Annotated in this window: 19 protein-coding genes and 1 tRNA gene; 12 read left to right on the plus strand and 8 right to left on the minus strand. The window is 62.3% G+C overall.

Annotated features, from left to right (window positions below; translation table 11 throughout):
- Positions 1-6: 6 nt before the first annotated feature.
- Together B0E55_RS13705 and B0E55_RS13710 are read right to left on the minus strand one after the other, a co-directional pair.
- Positions 7-80: transfer RNA gene (locus B0E55_RS13705), tRNA-Met, on the minus strand.
- A 53-nt stretch (positions 81-133) separates the two neighbouring features.
- Entirely contained in the window at positions 134-844 is a 711-nt protein-coding gene (locus B0E55_RS13710; protein ID WP_029256358.1) for a FadR/GntR family transcriptional regulator, read from the minus strand.
- A 98-nt stretch (positions 845-942) separates the two neighbouring features.
- Here B0E55_RS13710 and B0E55_RS13715 point away from each other — a divergent pair, with 98 nt between their 5' ends.
- The 4 genes from B0E55_RS13715 to B0E55_RS13730 are packed head-to-tail and all read left to right on the plus strand — an operon-like array spanning position 943 to position 4,706.
- The gene (locus B0E55_RS13715; protein WP_080909888.1) at positions 943-1,692 is read left to right on the plus strand and encodes a (Fe-S)-binding protein; all 750 of its coding nucleotides are present in this window, start codon (positions 943-945) and stop codon (positions 1,690-1,692) included.
- Positions 1,689-3,209: a LutB/LldF family L-lactate oxidation iron-sulfur protein gene (locus tag B0E55_RS13720; protein ID WP_080909889.1), complete on the plus strand. Its 1,521-nt coding sequence runs from the start codon at positions 1,689-1,691 to the stop codon at positions 3,207-3,209. Before B0E55_RS13715 ends, B0E55_RS13720 begins: the two co-directional genes overlap by 4 nt.
- Positions 3,206-3,832 (plus strand): LutC/YkgG family protein, encoded by a 627-nt coding sequence (locus B0E55_RS13725; protein WP_029256356.1) that lies wholly within the window; start codon positions 3,206-3,208, stop codon positions 3,830-3,832. Before B0E55_RS13720 ends, B0E55_RS13725 begins: the two co-directional genes overlap by 4 nt.
- Positions 3,833-3,890: 58 nt before the next feature.
- Positions 3,891-4,706, plus strand: a complete 816-nt coding sequence (locus tag B0E55_RS13730) for a mycofactocin-coupled SDR family oxidoreductase (protein ID WP_019745487.1) — start codon at positions 3,891-3,893, stop codon at positions 4,704-4,706.
- A 6-nt stretch (positions 4,707-4,712) separates the two neighbouring features.
- On the opposite strand, the gene B0E55_RS13735 is transcribed toward B0E55_RS13730, so the two are convergent.
- Together B0E55_RS13735 and B0E55_RS13740 are read right to left on the minus strand one after the other, a co-directional pair.
- Complete coding sequence (locus tag B0E55_RS13735; RefSeq protein WP_020909266.1) at positions 4,713-5,351, minus strand: LON peptidase substrate-binding domain-containing protein; 639 nt, start codon at positions 5,349-5,351, stop codon at positions 4,713-4,715.
- The gene (locus B0E55_RS13740; protein ID WP_020970927.1) at positions 5,351-5,827 is read right to left on the minus strand and encodes a DUF309 domain-containing protein; all 477 of its coding nucleotides are present in this window, start codon (positions 5,825-5,827) and stop codon (positions 5,351-5,353) included. The genes B0E55_RS13735 and B0E55_RS13740 overlap by 1 nt, the downstream gene beginning before the upstream one ends.
- A 140-nt stretch (positions 5,828-5,967) precedes the next feature.
- On the opposite strand from B0E55_RS13740, the gene B0E55_RS13745 reads away from it, so the two are divergent.
- Positions 5,968-6,312, plus strand: a complete 345-nt coding sequence (locus B0E55_RS13745; RefSeq protein WP_080909890.1) for a YciI family protein — start codon at positions 5,968-5,970, stop codon at positions 6,310-6,312.
- A gap of 6 nt (positions 6,313-6,318) precedes the next feature.
- The gene (locus B0E55_RS13750; RefSeq protein ID WP_080909891.1) at positions 6,319-7,560 is read left to right on the plus strand and encodes an RNA polymerase sigma factor; all 1,242 of its coding nucleotides are present in this window, start codon (positions 6,319-6,321) and stop codon (positions 7,558-7,560) included.
- Positions 7,561-7,567: 7 nt separating this feature from the next.
- Here the strand turns inward: B0E55_RS13750 and B0E55_RS13755 are convergent, their stop codons facing one another.
- Positions 7,568-8,146, minus strand: coding sequence for a DUF7822 domain-containing protein (locus B0E55_RS13755; protein ID WP_080909892.1), 579 nt, complete (start codon positions 8,144-8,146; stop codon positions 7,568-7,570).
- Positions 8,147-8,181: 35 nt separating this feature from the next.
- Entirely contained in the window at positions 8,182-8,781 is a 600-nt protein-coding gene (locus B0E55_RS13760; RefSeq protein WP_020970923.1) for a TetR/AcrR family transcriptional regulator, read from the minus strand.
- Positions 8,782-8,921: 140 nt separating this feature from the next.
- Here B0E55_RS13760 and B0E55_RS13765 point away from each other — a divergent pair, with 140 nt between their 5' ends.
- From B0E55_RS13765 to B0E55_RS13775, 3 genes are all read left to right on the plus strand, one after another.
- Entirely contained in the window at positions 8,922-10,067 is a 1,146-nt protein-coding gene (locus B0E55_RS13765) for an acyl-CoA dehydrogenase family protein (RefSeq protein ID WP_007730036.1), read from the plus strand.
- A 78-nt stretch (positions 10,068-10,145) separates the two neighbouring features.
- A complete protein-coding gene (locus tag B0E55_RS13770) occupies positions 10,146-10,907 on the plus strand; it encodes an SDR family NAD(P)-dependent oxidoreductase (protein ID WP_003939707.1) in 762 nt (253 codons plus the stop codon).
- 97 nt (positions 10,908-11,004) lie between these two features.
- Positions 11,005-11,652 carry a TetR/AcrR family transcriptional regulator gene (locus B0E55_RS13775; RefSeq protein WP_021345651.1) on the plus strand — a complete coding sequence of 216 codons (648 nt, stop codon included), beginning with the start codon at positions 11,005-11,007 and terminating at the stop codon, positions 11,650-11,652.
- A 2-nt stretch (positions 11,653-11,654) separates the two neighbouring features.
- Here B0E55_RS13775 and B0E55_RS13780 read toward each other — a convergent pair whose 3' ends face one another.
- Entirely contained in the window at positions 11,655-12,116 is a 462-nt protein-coding gene (locus B0E55_RS13780; protein ID WP_019745480.1) for an SRPBCC family protein, read from the minus strand.
- A gap of 89 nt (positions 12,117-12,205) precedes the next feature.
- On the opposite strand from B0E55_RS13780, the gene B0E55_RS13785 reads away from it, so the two are divergent.
- From B0E55_RS13785 to B0E55_RS13795, 3 genes are all read left to right on the plus strand, one after another.
- On the plus strand, positions 12,206-12,832 hold the full coding sequence (locus tag B0E55_RS13785; RefSeq protein WP_070795625.1) for a TetR/AcrR family transcriptional regulator: 627 nt from the start codon (positions 12,206-12,208) through the stop codon (positions 12,830-12,832).
- Positions 12,833-13,586: 754 nt separating this feature from the next.
- Positions 13,587-14,879: an MFS transporter gene (locus B0E55_RS13790; RefSeq protein WP_080909893.1), complete on the plus strand. Its 1,293-nt coding sequence runs from the start codon at positions 13,587-13,589 to the stop codon at positions 14,877-14,879.
- 107 nt (positions 14,880-14,986) lie between these two features.
- Positions 14,987-15,490, plus strand: coding sequence for an NUDIX domain-containing protein (locus B0E55_RS13795; RefSeq protein WP_080909894.1), 504 nt, complete (start codon positions 14,987-14,989; stop codon positions 15,488-15,490).
- Positions 15,491-15,640: 150 nt separating this feature from the next.
- On the opposite strand, the gene B0E55_RS31900 is transcribed toward B0E55_RS13795, so the two are convergent.
- The gene (locus B0E55_RS31900; RefSeq protein ID WP_133727159.1) at positions 15,641-15,892 is read right to left on the minus strand and encodes a hypothetical protein; all 252 of its coding nucleotides are present in this window, start codon (positions 15,890-15,892) and stop codon (positions 15,641-15,643) included.
- Positions 15,893-16,180 lie beyond the last annotated feature (288 nt).

The following is a 16,180-nucleotide window of genomic DNA, read 5'->3' on the forward strand; positions in this document are numbered from 1 at the left end:
TCTTTGTAGCGGGGACAGGATTTGAACCTGCGACCTCTGGGTTATGAGCCCAGCGAGCTACCGAGCTGCTCCACCCCGCGTCGGTGTGAAACCAACAGTACACGACTTCTGGAGGTGCAATTACCACCCCCTGTCACCGGCTGGAGTGAGCGCTTTCCGAGTAGTAACCGCGGATGTGTCCGACTATGCGCTGACGTGCGAGTTCGCCGTCACCCGCGTTGACCGCATCGACCAATCCTCGGTGTTCGTGACGCAGTCGCATGCAGGTGCTCGGCCAGCTGTCGATCTGCACGCCCGCGAGAACGTAGGCCTCGATGGACTCTCGTAGGCCGGTCATCATGGCTGCGATCACCTGATTGCCCGCCGCGTCGGCGAGCGCTACGTGGAATTGCGCGTCGAGTAGTAGAAATTCCTCGGCCGAGAGATCTACGTCATCCATCGAGTCGAGCAGTTCGACGGCCGTGCTGAGGTCGGGCGTCGGGGTCCGCGATGCCAGGGACTGCATCACCTCGGATTCGAGAACGAGTCGGGTCTTCACCACATCCGAGACCGGAAATCCTTGTGCTGCAACCTGCATCCGCATCAGCATGGTCATGCCGCCGGTCGGTTTGGCCACGATCATCGCGCCGGACGTCGGGCCGGAGCCAGTCTGCGCCTTGAGGAGGCCGAGTGCTTCCATGACCCGCAACGCTTCTCGGACCGATGACCGTCCGACGCCCAACTCTGCTGCCAGAATTCTCTCTCCCGGCAGGCGCTGGCCAGGAGACACCTCGCCCGAAACGAGCCGACGTTCGAGGTGGCTCAGTACTTGTTCCCACGCTCGCGGGCTCGGCTCGGTCGGCATGAGGCAAGAGCATAACCGGGTGGACGCCGTTTATGGGGTGGCCTGTCCGGGGATGAATTACTGTGGTCAGACCACACCGACAGATTGCGGGGAACCACATGCGAGTAGCGCTGTTCGCCACCTGCATCGGGGACACGATGTTTCCCGACGCCGTCAAGGCCACCGCCCTCCTGCTCACCCGTCTCGGGCACGACGTCGTGTTTCCGTCCGGGCAGACCTGCTGTGGGCAGATGCACGTCAACACCGGCTACCAGCCGGGCGCGCTGCCACTGGTCGCGAATTACGCCGATACGTTCGGTGACCCGTCGATCGACGCGGTTGTCGCGCCGTCGGGATCGTGCGTCGGTTCGATCCGTCATCAACACGAGATCGTCGCCGAGCGCTACGGCACCGCGTCGCTGTGTGGGCAGGTGCAGACCGTGAAGGCAAAGACGTTCGAGCTTTCGGAATTCCTCGTAGACGTTCTCGGTGTCACCGATGTGGGCGCGTACTTCCCGCACCGGGTCACCTATCACCCGACCTGTCACTCACTGCGCATGTTGAGAGTGGGAGACAAACCACTTCAGTTGCTGCGCAACGTCCGCGACATCGATCTGGTCGAACTCCCGGAAGCAGATTCCTGCTGCGGCTTCGGCGGCACGTTTGCCATCAAGAACGCCGAGACGTCGACGGCCATGTTGGCTGACAAGATTCGCCATGTGGCCGACACCGGCGCAGAGTTCTGCAGCGCCGGAGATTCGTCCTGTCTCATGCACATCGGCGGTGGGATGTCACGACTGCAGATGGGCGCCAAGACCATTCACCTCGCGGAGATTTTGGCATCGGTGGAAAGCCGGGTGCACGCATGAGCGCTGTGACGCTGGGTCTGCCCAGCTTTCCGCCGAGGTCACCCGAAGGTGCAGGGTTCCTGCGAGGTACTGAGAAGTTCCCTGTCGCAGCACATCACGAGCTGGCCAACGCGCAACTGCGACGCAATATCGGCAAGGCAACGCATACCATCCGTGCCAAGCGCATCAACGTAACTGGAGAGCTCCCCGATTGGGAGGAGCTGCGGGATGCGGGTTCGGCGATCAAGGCCGACGTCATGGCGCGGTTGCCGGAACTGCTCGAACAGTTCGAAGCTGCAGTAATCGCTCGCGGTGGGCAGGTGCATTGGGCAGCGGATGCCAACGAGGCCAACGCCATTGTGACCGAGCTTGTCAAAGCCACCGGCTCCGACGAGGTCATCAAGGTCAAGTCGATGGCAACGCAGGAGATCGGTCTCAACGAGCATCTCGAAACCAAGGGAATCACCGCCTACGAGACCGATCTCGCGGAATTGATCGTCCAGCTCGGCCACGACAAACCGTCGCACATCCTGGTTCCTGCGATCCATCGCAACAGGTCAGAGATTCGCGAGATATTCCTGCGTGAGATGCCAGATGTCGATCCGAACCTCGGGGAGAACCCGGCCGAACTTGCCGCAGCTGCACGAAAGTTCTTACGCCACAAGTTCATGACGACGCCCGTCGCCGTCTCCGGCGCCAATTTCGGCATCGCGGACACGGGCACTCTGACCGTCGTGGAGTCGGAGGGCAACGGGCGAATGTGCCTGACGCTGCCGAAAACACTGATCACCGTCATGGGCATCGAGAAGATTCTGCCGACCTATCAGGATCTGGAGGTCTTCCTTCAACTGTTGCCGCGGTCGTCGACGGGGGAGCGGATGAACCCGTACACCTCCCTGTGGACCGGCGTGACGCCTGACGACGGTCCACAGGAATTTCACCTGGTCCTCCTCGACAACGGCCGGACCGCCGCGCTTGCCGACAAGATCGGGCGGGAAGCCCTGAGCTGCATACGGTGCTCGGCGTGCCTGAACGTGTGCCCGGTCTACGAGCGCACCGGTGGTCACGCCTACGGATCCACCTATCCGGGACCGATCGGCGCGGTACTGACTCCGCAGCTCGCGGGCATGCATGGCAAAGACGATCCGAATTCGACTCTTCCTTTTGCCTCGAGTCTGTGCGGTGCGTGCTTCGACGCCTGCCCGGTCAAGATCGACATCCCGTCGCTGCTGGTCGAATTGCGGCACCAGAAGGTCGAGCAATCCGGTGTCACGGCAGAGTCTTTGGCGATGAAAGCCGCATCTCTGGCGATGTCGACCGAGGGCAGGTGGACGCTGGCTCAGAAAGCTGCCGGGCTCGGACGCGTCGTGGCCGGCAAGAAGGGGAAGATCTCCACATTGCCACCTCCATTGAACGGTTGGACAGCTGCCAGAGACATTCCCGCTCCACCCAAGCAGACCTTCCGATCCTGGTGGGACTCCGACGAAGGCCGCGCGGCATTGGACGAGGCTCGTCGTGACGGGAAGGCAGACAGATGAATTCACGTGAACTGGTGCTCGGACGTATTCGTGATGCCATCACCTTGGCGCCCGCCTGCGAAGGCGAGATACCGCGAAACTACCGGACTGGCAGAACCATGCCAGACGGGGAGCTCATCGATTTGTTCGTCGACCGCCTCGAGGACTACAAGGCGCACGTCCACCAGTGCGCGGCGATGGAAATCGCCGAGACCGTCACCGGAATACTAAGGGTGCACGGTCTACACACACTGGGAATCCCCGCCGGCCTCGACCGATCATGGGTAGCCGGATTCGACGGAACGCTGGTGGTGGACAGCCCGGACGTACCGGCTCCTGAACTCGAGAACCTCGACGCCGTTGTCACCGGCTCGAAGGTAGCGTGCGCCGAGACCGGCACCATCTTCCTCGACGCCGGTCCGGAGCAGGGACGTCGTGCGTTGACTCTGGTACCGGACACACACATCTGCGTCGTGTATCGCAGCAGTGTGGAAGTGGGAGTGCCGGAGGCGATTGCGCGGCTGACGCCGCAGCGTCCCACCACCATGATCAGCGGCCCGTCGGCAACCTCCGACATCGAACTCGAACGCGTCGAAGGTGTACACGGTCCGCGAAATCTGCACGTCGTGATCGTGGATGGCTGATTCCCGCCGAGCGGGAACTCAGGGGCAGCGGGCCACATCAGCGTCTAACGTCCCGGCCATGACACAACTCTTGGCAGGCAAGGTCGTCTTCATCACCGGTGCAGCGCGGGGTCAGGGACGCAATCACGCGATCCGACTCGCGCAGGAAGGTGCCGACGTCATCGCTGTCGACGTGTGCGCGTCGGTGTCTGAAGACGTGGGTTACGCGGCCGCAACTGAAGCCGACCTCGAAGAAACGGCCCGTCTCGTGCGAGCAGAGGGGCGCGAGATCGTCACCGCGGTAGCGGATGTGCGTGACCTCGAGGCGCTGCGGGCGGCGGTGGCGTCGGGCGTCGACAAGTTCGGTCGCCTCGACGTCGTGATCGCCAATGCGGGCATCGCTACGTGGAATCGTTTCTGGGAGATGCCGGAAGAACAGTGGTCGACGCTGGTGGACATCAATCTCAATGGTGTGTGGCGCACGATGGCGGCTGCGGTTCCCTCGATGATCGAGGCGGGCAACGGTGGTTCCATCGTGATCGTCAGCAGTGCTGCCGGCGTCGCCGAAGCGCCTGGTTGTGCGCACTACTCGGCGGCCAAGCACGGCCTCGTGGGTTTGGCTCGCACTGCTGCAACGGAATTGGGAAGCTTCGACATTCGAGTCAACAGCATCCACCCTGGCGCGGTGGAGACTGAGATGGGTAACGATCCCAACGTGGGTAAGGTGCTCACTACTCATCCGGAGTACATGAACTCGTACAAGTGGCCGCTCACGTCCGTCCCACGCACCACCGTCGAGGACATCTCCAACGCCGTGGTCTACCTTGCGACGGACCTCTCCCGCGCGGTCACCGGGACGAAAATCGTCATCGACATGGGTCAGACGATGGCGTAGTCGCGCTCAAAGCAGATTGAACTGCGCCACCTCGATGGTGTTCTCGACCGCCTCCGAGAGCGTGCGAATACGTTCGTCGGCGCCTGGCGCGGTCAAAATCGCCAGGCGATCGGCGTCACCCATCGGAATGCTCCTGGCGAGGGCATACAGCCGAGAACCCAGCGGATCCAAGGGATCCGGTGGGACGGGCATTCGCGGAGTCTGTTCGCCGGCCCGAAGTGCGAGCTTTCCCAACATTCCGTACATGAACTCGATGCGCTCGAGGAGAGAGTCGTATTCGTAAGCGGTGACAGGTGTTCCGTTGTTCTCGTCAGGCCACAATTCGACTTCGGCGAGTGGGTAAGGATCGTCCGGCAGCCAGCGATTGACGCGGATGCGGCCTTCGGTCCGGCAATACAACTGATACCGTCCGGCACCCATTGCGACATGAGACTCGATCCGAGCCAGAGTGCCGACGTCGTGGCGTGATTCGCCGCCACCGACCTCGTGGCCACGAGCGATGAGCACTACTCCGAACAGTGGGCCGTCGGCAGCTTCGAGAACGTTCTCTACCAGTGCGCGGTACCGAGGCTCGAAGATGTTCAGTGGCAACACCTCACCCGGAAGCAATGCAGAGCCGAGCGGAAACATGGGGAAGATGGGCATCAGGGGATTCTCAACCTCGGAATCGGAGGGGCGGGGAAATCGCCGGGGCGATCGATTTCAGCGAGCAAGTGCTCGGACCACATCAGCAGGCCGGGGATGTCGAGGCCGTGCGGGCTTTCCACTTCGTAGTGCCTGATGCGGTCGTGACCCTGGCCGAGGAGTGAGACGGCACCGGTGTTGTTGCCCCGAAGTAGATGGGTGAGCCCGACGGCCAATTGAGCCAGTCCCTGCCACAGGTCACGCTCCTCGGCGGGAGCGTCCTTCCACGTTCCTTCGAAAATTTCGTGCGCGTGAAAAGGCATCCCGTGGTCGAGAAGACGCTGAGCCTCGGTGATCGACTCGTCCGGCGGGAGGCGCACATCGTCGGGAATGCGCGGGACGCCGCCCGCTGCGTCACGTGGCAGTGGACGGCCGAGTCCGTCGCGGGGCCGCGAATTGAGGGGCTTTCCAGCGGCGTCCCGGTCGCGTTCGGTCATACACTCAGCCTAACGGCAGCACCTCGGACGAACCCGCCGAAAGTTTTTTCGAGTCGCCTGTCGATTCCGGGGAGAACCGTTCGTCGTCATGTTGTAAGGCAAGAAAGCCGGAAGAGAAACAACAGACCAAGGAGTCAGTCATGAAGTACATGTTGCTCATCTACACCGCGCCCGGCGGAGACACCGAACCCCAGTGCACGTTCGAGGACTGGCAGCAATACGACAAGGAAATGAAGGATGCCGGCATCTGGGTGTCCGGCGATGCCCTCGCCGACCTGACCACCACGACAACGGTTCGAGTCTCGCAGTCCGGAGAAAAGACCGTCACCGACGGACCCTTCGCTGAAACCCGTGAAATCCTCGGCGGCTACGACGTCATCGACGTTCCCGATCTGGATGCGGCGCTGGCCTGGGCCGCGCGGTGCCCCGGCGCGCGCGACGGTGGAAGCGTCGAGGTGCGTCCGCTGGCCGGGTTCGGGGGCTGATTCGCCGTGGACGAGCAGGCCGAGAACTCCATCGAGTCAGTGTTCCGGGAGGAACGTGGACGACTCTTGGCCTCGCTCGTCCGTCGCTTCGGTGATCTGGATCTGGCCGAGGAAGTCACCTCCGAAGCCGTCGAGGCCGCGTTGGTGCACTGGCCGGTGGACGGAGTGCCGGCCAAACCCGGCGCCTGGCTGCTGACCACGGCGCGTCGCAAAGCCGTCGACAGGCTTCGTCGTGATCAGGCCTATGCGGCGCGATTGGCGGTGATGCAGGTGGACGCCGATCGTGCCGACCCGGCGCCGCCCACGGTCGACGGAGAACTTCCCGACGAGCGGTTGCAGCTGTTCTTCACCTGCTCGCACCCGGCGCTGGCCGAGGACGACCGAATCGCACTCACCTTGCGTTGCCTCGGCGGGTTGACGACGCCCGAAGTTGCTCGGGCCTTCCTCGTTCCTTCGGCGACAATGGCGCAGCGGATCGTGCGTGCGAAGAAGAAGATACGTCAGGCTCGGATTCCCTTCCGAACTCCCAGCGCCGAAGAACTCCCGGAGCGTCTGCCCGGTGTTCTGCAGGTGATCTATTCGGTGTTCACCGAAGGGTATGCCGCCAGTTCGGGTCCGGATCTGCAACGCGTCGACTTGGCGGTAGAGGCAATCAGGCTGGCGAGGATCTTGCGCGCATTGCTTCCCGATGAGCGCGAGATCGCCGGGTTGCTGGCGTTGATGCTCCTCGTCCACGCGCGTCGGGATGCCCGTACCGACGCCGGTGGCGGGATCGTCCTCCTCGAAGATCAGGATCGCGGGTGCTGGGACCAGCCGATGATCGAGGAAGGCAGCGACCTCGTCGTGGTCGCGTTGACCGGGGGAGCGCCGGGGCCGTACGGGGTGCAGGCTGCCATCGCCGCATTGCATGACGAGGCGGCGGATGTGGAGAGCACCGACTGGCCGCAGATCTGCGCGCTCTACGGAGTGCTCCTCACGTTGACGCCTTCGCCTGTCGTCGCAGTCAACAGGGCAGTGGCGCTGGCGATGCGCGACGGCGAGGAGGTTGGGCTGGCAGCTTTGGAAGAACTGGCAGCGGAGCCCAAACTTGCCGACTACCACCCGTATCACCTCGCGCGCGCCGAACTGCTCGCCCGGTTGGGGCGCACCGACGCGGCAATGTCTGCATACCGACGTGCGCTGAATTTGGTTGGTACGGAACCGGAGCGGGCCTACTTGGAGCGTCGACTCGGTGAGATCTCTGACTGATCGGTGGTTATTGCGGGACGTCGAGATCGAAGTACAGGGTCTCGGACCAGTAACCGAGGCCGAGTTCGCGTAGCGGTTCCTCGACGCTCTCCTGAGTCGGCGTGAACAGTCGCTCCCAGAAGCGCGGCTTGGCGGGTGCGAGTGTGGCCAGAGCCGCCTCCATCTCGGCGTCGATGTCTGCCAGACCGGTCATCAGGGCCGCGCCCTGTTCGGCGAACGGTTCGTCGTCCATGTCGAAGATCTCGCCACACTCGAGGACAAAGTAGTGGTCGGGCTCGGTGTGGCTGCGCAGGAAACGCAGCGCATCGCCGGCCATCGTGCCGAGTTCGGGGTGATCGATTCGGCCGAGGAAGTCTTCGAGCCGGGCGATACCAGGACCGCAGGGCGCGGTGACCGCGATCAGGTCTGGGGTGTCGTCCCAGATGACCGACTGGTGGGCGAAGGGATTCACGGACACAAGGATCCTCGGGACCAGCGGTATCGCGTACGACCACTCGGAGATACCGGTGAGACCTCGGGCGCGAGCGGCAGCCGGATTCTCATGCGGAGCAACAGGGGTCGAGTAGAGATAGGTGCGGTTGGCCACTGGCCGAGTCCTTTCTGCGGTCGGTGTCACCTGATTCAGGCGGCGCCCACCATCCTCAATGCCAGGTCTCCGTACAGTTTTCCAATGTCTTCCGGATTCGTGTAATTGCCGGCCGGGAACCAGCGGCACACGTCGACGCACAGGGACATCAAGGCGAGGGTGACGCCTTCGGCATCGGGGATCGTGAAGTCGCCCGACTGGACGCCGGCGTCGACAACCTCCCGGACCACCCGCGTCGTGCTGCGGCGAAGCGCGACGACGGTTCGGTAGTGCTCTGGTGTGAGTGCAGTGAGTTCGTATTGGACGACGCGAGCGAGTGAGTGGTGCCCGGCCTGCCAACTGGCGAAGGTGCTGACCAGTTCCTGGAGGCGAACGGACGGCTCTTCACCCGGTCTGTCGGCGCCCTCGACCACCTTCAACGCTTCGGTGTGACCTTCGAAGCTGATCGCGAAAAGCAGCTCTTCTTTCGAGCGGTAGTGCGGGTACATGGCGGCGGGACTCATGTCGAGTCGTGCGGCGATGTCACGCGTGGTGGTGCCGCCGTAGCCCGCGGAGGCAAAAGCGTCCACGGCTGCCGCGCGGATACGGGCCGCAGCTTTGGAGGGGCTGATCACCACGTCAGGTGAATCGCTCACGGTTTCCTCCAGGTGTGACGGATTTCGATGTTGACAATATCCCGCTCTCGATTCACTATAAGCAGATGCTTAGATTCTAAGCGAATGCTTAGGAACATCGTTACGTGTGGCATTGCCACGCCGAAAGGAAGCAACTCGTCATGCGTCGCACTCTGTACGGACCCGATCACGAGGCATTTCGCGAATCTGCCCGCGAATTCGTCAACCGGAACATCCTTCCGGTCGCAGAGAAGCTGATCGACCAGCGCTTCATCGATCGTGAAATCTGGCTCGAAGCGGGACGCAACGGCTTCCTCGGACTCGAGGTTCCAGAGGCGTACGGCGGAAGCGAAGCCGGTGACTACCGCTTCAACGCTGTTCTGGCCGAAGAACTCTCGCGTGCCAGTGCAGCTGTTGCCTCGAGCTTCGGCATTCACGCCGACGTCGTTGCTCCGTACCTCGTTCAGCTCACCACCGAAGAGCAGAAGCAGCGTTGGCTGCCCAAGTTCTGCACCGGTGAGATGCTGACGGCCATCGGCATGACCGAGCCTTCCGGCGGATCCGACCTCGCCTCGCTCAAGACCACTGCGGTCAAGGACGGCGACGACTGGATCATCAACGGCTCCAAGACCTTCATCACCAACGGCTACAACGCTGATCTCGTGATCGTGGCGGCGCGGACCAGTCCCGAGAAGAAGTCCAAGGGCATCACGCTCTTTGCCGTCGAAACCGGCATGGAAGGTTTCGAGCGCGGACGCAAGCTCGACAAGGTCGGCCAGCACGAGTCCGATACCGCCGAACTGTTCTTCGAGAACGTTCGCGTGCCGTCCACCAACATCATCGGTGAGATCGACCGCGGGTTTATCCACATGATGGAAATGCTGCCGCAGGAGCGCGTCGGCGCTGCGGTGTCCAACATCGCGCACGCCGCTCCGATCCTCGAAGAGACGCTGCAATATGCCAAGGACCGCAAGGCTTTCGGTCAGCCGATCGGCTCGCTGCAGTGGAACAAATTCCTTCTCGCGGATCTCGTGACCCGCATCGAGGTAACCCAGGCTTACGTCGACAACTGCGTCGCAGCACACGCTGCCGGCGAGCTGACCGCCATCGACGCCGCCAAGGCGAAGTGGTGGACCGCGCAGGTTCAGAACGAGGTCCTCGATCACTGTGTTCAGTTGCACGGCGGCTACGGCTTCATGACCGAGTACCGCGCCGCTCGCGCGTGGATGGACGCCCGCGTCACCAAGATCTGGGCCGGATCCAACGAGATCATGAAGGAACTCATCGGCCGCGATCTCGGCCTGTAATTTCGCAACTGCAGTCGATACGCCACTGCAGTCCATACGTCACTTCCCGAACCCGACGACACAGGAGCATCACCGCGCATGTCTGTTCTCGACAAGTTCTCTCTGACCGATCGAGTGGTCATCGTGACCGGTGCGTCGTCGGGCCTCGGGGTGGCGTTTGCGAAAGCCGCAGCAGAGGCCGGCGCGGACGTCGTCCTCGCTGCTCGCCGCGTCGACAAGCTCGAAGACACGGCCAAGCTCGTGCGTGACGCAGGCCGCGAAGCGTTGTGCGTGGCCACCGACATCGTCGATCCGGCTCAGGCTCAGAACATGGTCGACGCCGCGATGGAGAAGTTCGGCCGCGTGGACGTACTGGTCAACAACGCCGGCGTCGGAACCGCTGTTCCGGCGACCCGTGAGACCCCGGACCAGTTCCGCGCCGTCATCGACATCAACCTCAATGGGTCTTACTGGGCAGCGCAGGCCTGCGGCCGCGTCATGCTCCCGGGCAGCTCCATCGTCAACATCTCGAGCATTCTCGGATTGACGACCGCCGGACTCCCACAGGCCGCCTATGCGGCGAGCAAGGCAGGCGTCGTCGGGTTGACCCGTGACCTCGCACAGCAGTGGGGAACGCGCAAGGGCATTCGCGTCAACGCGATCGCGCCCGGCTTCTTCAAGTCGGAAATGACAGACCAATACAACGACGGTTACTTGGACGCGATGGCTCCGCGCCTGATCCTCGGCCGCATGGGCGATCCGGAAGAGCTCGCGGCCACCATGGTGTGGCTCGCGTCCGAGGCAGGCGGATACGTCACCGGTCAGACCATCGCCGTCGACGGAGGAATCACCATCACCTGACGCCGATGCCGAGATGTCGCCGGCTTTGCCGTATAAGTAGCTGGTGACCTCTCGCGCCGAACCTCAGGAGAACTGGGAAGACCGTCCGCCACCATCCATGGCTGCGACGGAGCTTCTGCGTGACCTGCCGGTGACTGCCCGCGGCGTCCGGACCAGGGCTTCTCTGGTCGCAGCGGCTCGAACGGTGTTCGAGCGCGCAGGGTATCTCGACGCCCGTCTGACGGACATCACCAAGGAAGCGAACTGCTCCACCGGCACGTTCTACACCTACTTCGACAACAAAGAGCAGATCTTCGCCGCAGTTCTCGACGTTGCGCAGGAAGACATGCTGCACCCCGGCATGGGACGGGTCCGCGAGGTCGACAATCCGTATGCGGTCCTCGAATCGAGCAACCGTGCCTACCTGACGGCTTTTCGCCGCAACGCCAAACTGATGGGTCTGCTCGAGCAGGTATCGCACATCGATCCGGCCTTCGCGAAACTGCGTCGGGACCGAGCCGAGACCTTCATTTCTCGCAATGCCCGAGCCATCGAACGCCTGCAAGCAGCTGGCAAGGCAGACGGCTCACTGGATCCGCTGCTGGCTTCCCGAGCACTGTCGGCGATGGTGAGCCGTCTTGCCTACAGTTCGTTCGTCTCCGAGGAACCTGGCGCCGACGGCAAACCCGTCCCGTTCGAGGACGTCGTCAAGACGGCTACTCAGGTGTGGGCCAACGCTCTGGGCCTCGAAGGCGACCGCGGGTAGTTTCAGCCTTCGCCGCGGGCCGCGAACTGCTGCTCGAGGCTGTGGCGTAACGTCTCCTCGCTGTTCCTGACAGCGTTTTCGACGAACGGCCCGATCAAGCGGCCGAGAGCTTTGCCGGCAATGCCGCCGGGGAGTTTGTAGGCGAAGTCGACGGAAAGCTCGGTCTTGGAATCGTCGATCGCGGCGAACTCCCACGTGGACGAGTTGGATACACCGCCGAGCGAAGACAGCTTGATGATCCGATTCTTCTCCCACTCGGTGACCTCGAGCTTGGAGCGCAACGTGCTTGGCCCGATCTGCATGGCCGCGTCGAACGTGGCGCCGAGCCCCTGATCGAACTCTCCGAACGGTGTGAACTCGGAAACACCGAACATCCACGTCGGGACGTTGCGGTAGTCGTCGATGTAGTCGAAGGCGACATCAACCGGCACGGCAGCAACCGCGGAGTGGCGAACATGGATCATGACTGGTCCCTGTCTTTCGGTGAACATCGACTGTAACCAATGGCACCGACGCGTTCGGCGGCGGCGCAACGGCGATCTACGGTATCGGTATGACGAACGAGCTTCCGGTACGTGGGTCCTGGCGCGATTACGAAGACCTGGGACTACCGAAACCGCTCGCTGCGGCGCTGGAGGCGTTCGTCGAGCAGGGCTATCACGGGACTTCGATCCGTGACGTCGCGTCGCGGTCCGGGCTGTCGGTGCCGGGGCTCTACCACCACTACCCGTCCAAGCAGGCTCTGTTGATCGGTCTGGCGACCGTGGTGATGACGGAGTTGTTGGAGCGAAGCCGCGCCGCCGAACTCGACGCCGGGGACGATCCCTCGGACCGCTTCGACGCGGTGATCGAATCTCTGTTGCGGTTCCACATGTTTCGACGCGAGCAGTCGTTCGTCGCTTCCTCCGAGATCCGCAGCATGGAGCCCGACAGTCGGGCTAGTTACATCGCGCAGCGCGACGAACAGCAGAAGCAGGTGGACCGGATCGTCCTCGACGGCGTTGCTTCGGGCGTGTTCGATGCCGACCATCCCGAGGATGCCAGCCGAGCTGTCGTGACGATGTGCGTCGCCGTCGCGGTGTGGTACCGACCGGACGGTGAGTTGTCTCCGGACGAGTTGGTGGAGAGGTATCTGGAGATAGCGCGTCGGATGGTGGGGGCGAAGCGGGTGGGGGAGTGACTGTGGGGGCGAAGCGGGTGGGGGAGTGACTGTGGGGGCGAAGCGGGTGGGGGAGTAACTGCTGTGTGCAGTGTCGCGGTAGGCGGTCGCCAGCGTTTGGTGTCGGCCACGACGCGTTCAACCTCGCTTTTGTTTGCCTGGGAAATCGCATAGGTCGGTCGCATTGACCAGCGCGCGGACACGGTTTGCTGCGTTGCGAAGGCGTTCTCCAACTATCGGATTCCGGACGGCCGCGGCGGCCAACGACTTTGCGACAGTGGCGACTTCATCGCCGCCGGGGATCAGTAGGCGGTCAGCGCCGGCCAGGAGGCTTGCGAGTGCGGTCTCGCGGGTGACCGTCCACGCGTCGTTGCAAAACAGTGCAGGCTCGCTGTAGCGACTTTTACACCGGCACGAGGCTCACCTTCGGGCATACGGCTCGGTCGATCGATTACCAGTGCGCTGATTCTTGCCGTATTGACTCTTCCACGTGCGGTGATACGTTTAACCGCACGAGAGTGGTGAATGTTATCCCCCGGTGTCGTTACGCGCAATGATGCAGTGCGCAGTGTCGACCTGGCGGGCGTGCGGCTGCGGGGACTGTTTGGCCTAGGATGTGCGCGATATGTGCATATTTATGGTGAATTAGTTCTCGCACTGCGCATCGTTGTTGTGATGGCGACTCCGTAACGTGATTTGGACAACGCTGATTGCAGTACATGACGTGCCTCGCAACCCTATTGAGGGGCACGCGTGTGCAGATTGAGGACTCACAATGACTACGAACATTTCGGAAGACCGGCCGGCGCTGAGCCTCCAGCGAATTCGGCTTGCCCGGGTTGCGACATTCTTCGGATTCGCGCAATTGGGAGCGGTCATGCTCACGTGGTCGACGAACACCACTGCGCTCCGTGCTCACCTGGGGTGGTCGGGGGAGGGCGGAGACTCGAATTTCGGGCTGGTGGCATTGGCGATCGGCGTCGGCGCTGCAGTCGGCTGCTTCCTCATCGGGCCGTTCGTCGACAGGTACGGTCCGCGAGCCACCTGTATGCCGACGATGATCATCTACCCGTTGATGTATATCCCGTTCGCGTTCTTGCAGGGTATTGCCAGCGCAATGTTCCTCGGCGTGATGATCGGCCTGTTGAGAGGTGCCTTCGATACCGCCTTCAACACACACGGTGTGCAGGTGGAGCGTTACTACGGCAGGCCCATCATGTCTGCGTTCCACGCGGCCTATCCGGCAGGCGGATTCGTCATCGGCCTGGTGGCCAGTGCAATCGCCCGTCACTATGTCGAGAGCCCCGCGGTGGCCTACATCTCGATCGGTGTCACGATGTCGGTTCTCGGAGCTGTGTTCGGTCGCTGGTTGTTGACTCGCGATGAGCTGCTACCCCCGGATGCCGCAGCCGTTCTCGGGAAGCAATCGACAACCGGGAGATCGGCGTCGACGACGACTTTGCTGATCATGGCCGGATTCGGCCTCTTGATGCTGGCATCGATGCTCAGCGAAGGCGCAATTCTGGACTGGGGACAAGAGTTCGTCCGGCGCCATGCCGATACCAGCGCTGGTATGGCTGCGACAGCTGTGACCTTCTACTCCGGTGCACAATTCGTGGGGCGCCTCTTCGGTGACCGGCTCGCCGAGTACTTCGGTGCGCGCGTCATCGTGGCCGTCAGTGGTGTGATCGGATTCGTCGGTGCCTTGCTTGCGATCGGGGGTGCGTCAGCTCCGTTCGCCCTGGTGGGATTCGTTCTCCTGGGGCTCGGGCTGGCATGCATGGCTCCGCTGATGCTCTCTGCTGCCGGCCGTCGTGACCCCGAGAACGCCGGAAGAAACATCGGAATTGTCAATGCGATCGGCTACGTCGGCATGCTCGTCGGGCCGGCTGCGATCACGCTCATCGTCGACGGATTCGGAATCGGCTGGATGCCGGCGCTGCCGGCAATCTTGCTCCTGCTCATCGCCGTCGGCGGTCCTGTATTGATGAAAACCGTTCCGCGATACTCGGAAACTGAACGTACGGGAAATGCTCTGAAGCCGGAGCATCACACGGTCTCCCACTGAGGTCGAACAAGCAGTGGCCCACGTGCGAGTACATCGAAATCCGGTGTACTCGCACTGGTGTCACCGAACGGAAGGAAATTCTGTTCGGGATTTGAGGAAGAAACAGGATGAGCACTGGCGGACCTTCGGAGTCGATCAGACGTTCTGCGCGAGCGCTGATCGTGGATCATTCGTATCGAATACTGTTGTGCAACTTTCGATCTAGATCCGATGAATCCTATTGGATCACGCCCGGTGGCCGTTGTGAGGAACGTGAGACCCCACGCGGCACACTCGAGCGAGAGCTTCGAGAAGAGGTAGGGCTCGAACTACGCACGACGCAGCCGCTCGTCTGGCGCCAAACGATCATCGATCCAGAGCACTTTCCCGGATTCAGCGGCGTCGACAACTTCTATTTCCTGGTTCGAGTTCATGGATTCGAACCACGAGGGGCATTGACCGACGCAGAATTGCGCGATGAGCACCTACACGGTTTCAGATGGTGGACTCTGGAAGAGATCGAGAACTATTCGGGTTCGGCCCTTTTCGCGCCTCACGATATCGCCGAGAGACTCGATCTCACCCTTCGTCGCGGGTCGCCGTGCCCGGTAGTGTGTTTCGGCTCGGATTGATCCAGGTTGCTACTCGTACAGAATCGGGCCGCGCGATCGCTGGCGACACCGACGCTCTGTACAGGAGAATATGCCGTAACTGGGCAGCGACCCGTCGTAGACAACCCCGTGGACGACTCGTGATGCCAATGCTGTTCGAGGTCGACGCGGTTATGTTCGGCGCACCAGGACTGTGCCGTTGGTCGCAGAGTTGGTTCCAGACACGTGAAACATTGCGTGCGCCCAGGGGCGGTCCGCGTTCAGCAACGAATTCTCTTCGATCATCCTGTCGTCGTGATAGCCCTGTGGATCCTCGCCGAGCTCGACCAATCGTTGTCGCGCTGTCTCCGGTGCGGTGTCGACCCACACTGTCGCGTCGTACAACATCCGCAATGAACGGCGGATCGACCCGGCACCTTCCACGAGAAGCAACGTTGTCTGGTCAGAGACAGCGATATCGCGAGGCTTGTCGTGGTTCGACCGGAAGGTGAATGGAAGCCCAGTTCGCCGTATAGGTTCCAGTAATTCCTTGGCGAGCAAGGTATCCCAGCCGAAAAATGTTCGACTGCACGCGATGTCATCTGTGTGCACGATGACCGTCCCTGTGCAGTTTGCCGATAACAGTGCGGCCAGCGTCGACTTGCCGGAACCACCCCTCCCGTCGATCCCTACGATTGCCGGGCCGCGCCCAACTGAACCGGACCGCAGAAG

This window comes from Rhodococcus sp. 66b, from assembly GCF_002076325.1.
GTDB lineage: Bacteria > Actinomycetota > Actinomycetes > Mycobacteriales > Mycobacteriaceae > Rhodococcus_F > Rhodococcus_F erythropolis.

What these genes read in the sequence shown, in the direction of transcription:
- B0E55_RS13710 (WP_029256358.1), bottom strand. Translation starts at nt 844, where the DNA reads ATGCCGACCGAGCCGAGCCCGCGAGCGTGGGAACAAGTACTGAGCCAC.
- B0E55_RS13715 (WP_080909888.1), top strand. Translation starts at nt 943, where the DNA reads ATGCGAGTAGCGCTGTTCGCCACCTGCATCGGGGACACGATGTTTCCC.
- B0E55_RS13720 (WP_080909889.1), top strand. Translation starts at nt 1,689, where the DNA reads ATGAGCGCTGTGACGCTGGGTCTGCCCAGCTTTCCGCCGAGGTCACCC.
- B0E55_RS13725 (WP_029256356.1), top strand. Translation starts at nt 3,206, where the DNA reads ATGAATTCACGTGAACTGGTGCTCGGACGTATTCGTGATGCCATCACC.
- B0E55_RS13730 (WP_019745487.1), top strand. Translation starts at nt 3,891, where the DNA reads ATGACACAACTCTTGGCAGGCAAGGTCGTCTTCATCACCGGTGCAGCG.
- B0E55_RS13735 (WP_020909266.1), bottom strand. Translation starts at nt 5,351, where the DNA reads ATGCCCATCTTCCCCATGTTTCCGCTCGGCTCTGCATTGCTTCCGGGT.
- B0E55_RS13740 (WP_020970927.1), bottom strand. Translation starts at nt 5,827, where the DNA reads ATGACCGAACGCGACCGGGACGCCGCTGGAAAGCCCCTCAATTCGCGG.
- B0E55_RS13745 (WP_080909890.1), top strand. Translation starts at nt 5,968, where the DNA reads ATGAAGTACATGTTGCTCATCTACACCGCGCCCGGCGGAGACACCGAA.
- B0E55_RS13765 (WP_007730036.1), top strand. Translation starts at nt 8,922, where the DNA reads ATGCGTCGCACTCTGTACGGACCCGATCACGAGGCATTTCGCGAATCT.
- B0E55_RS13770 (WP_003939707.1), top strand. Translation starts at nt 10,146, where the DNA reads ATGTCTGTTCTCGACAAGTTCTCTCTGACCGATCGAGTGGTCATCGTG.
- B0E55_RS13775 (WP_021345651.1), top strand. Translation starts at nt 11,005, where the DNA reads ATGGCTGCGACGGAGCTTCTGCGTGACCTGCCGGTGACTGCCCGCGGC.
- B0E55_RS13780 (WP_019745480.1), bottom strand. Translation starts at nt 12,116, where the DNA reads ATGATCCATGTTCGCCACTCCGCGGTTGCTGCCGTGCCGGTTGATGTC.
- B0E55_RS13785 (WP_070795625.1), top strand. Translation starts at nt 12,206, where the DNA reads ATGACGAACGAGCTTCCGGTACGTGGGTCCTGGCGCGATTACGAAGAC.
- B0E55_RS13790 (WP_080909893.1), top strand. Translation starts at nt 13,587, where the DNA reads ATGACTACGAACATTTCGGAAGACCGGCCGGCGCTGAGCCTCCAGCGA.
- B0E55_RS13795 (WP_080909894.1), top strand. Translation starts at nt 14,987, where the DNA reads ATGAGCACTGGCGGACCTTCGGAGTCGATCAGACGTTCTGCGCGAGCG.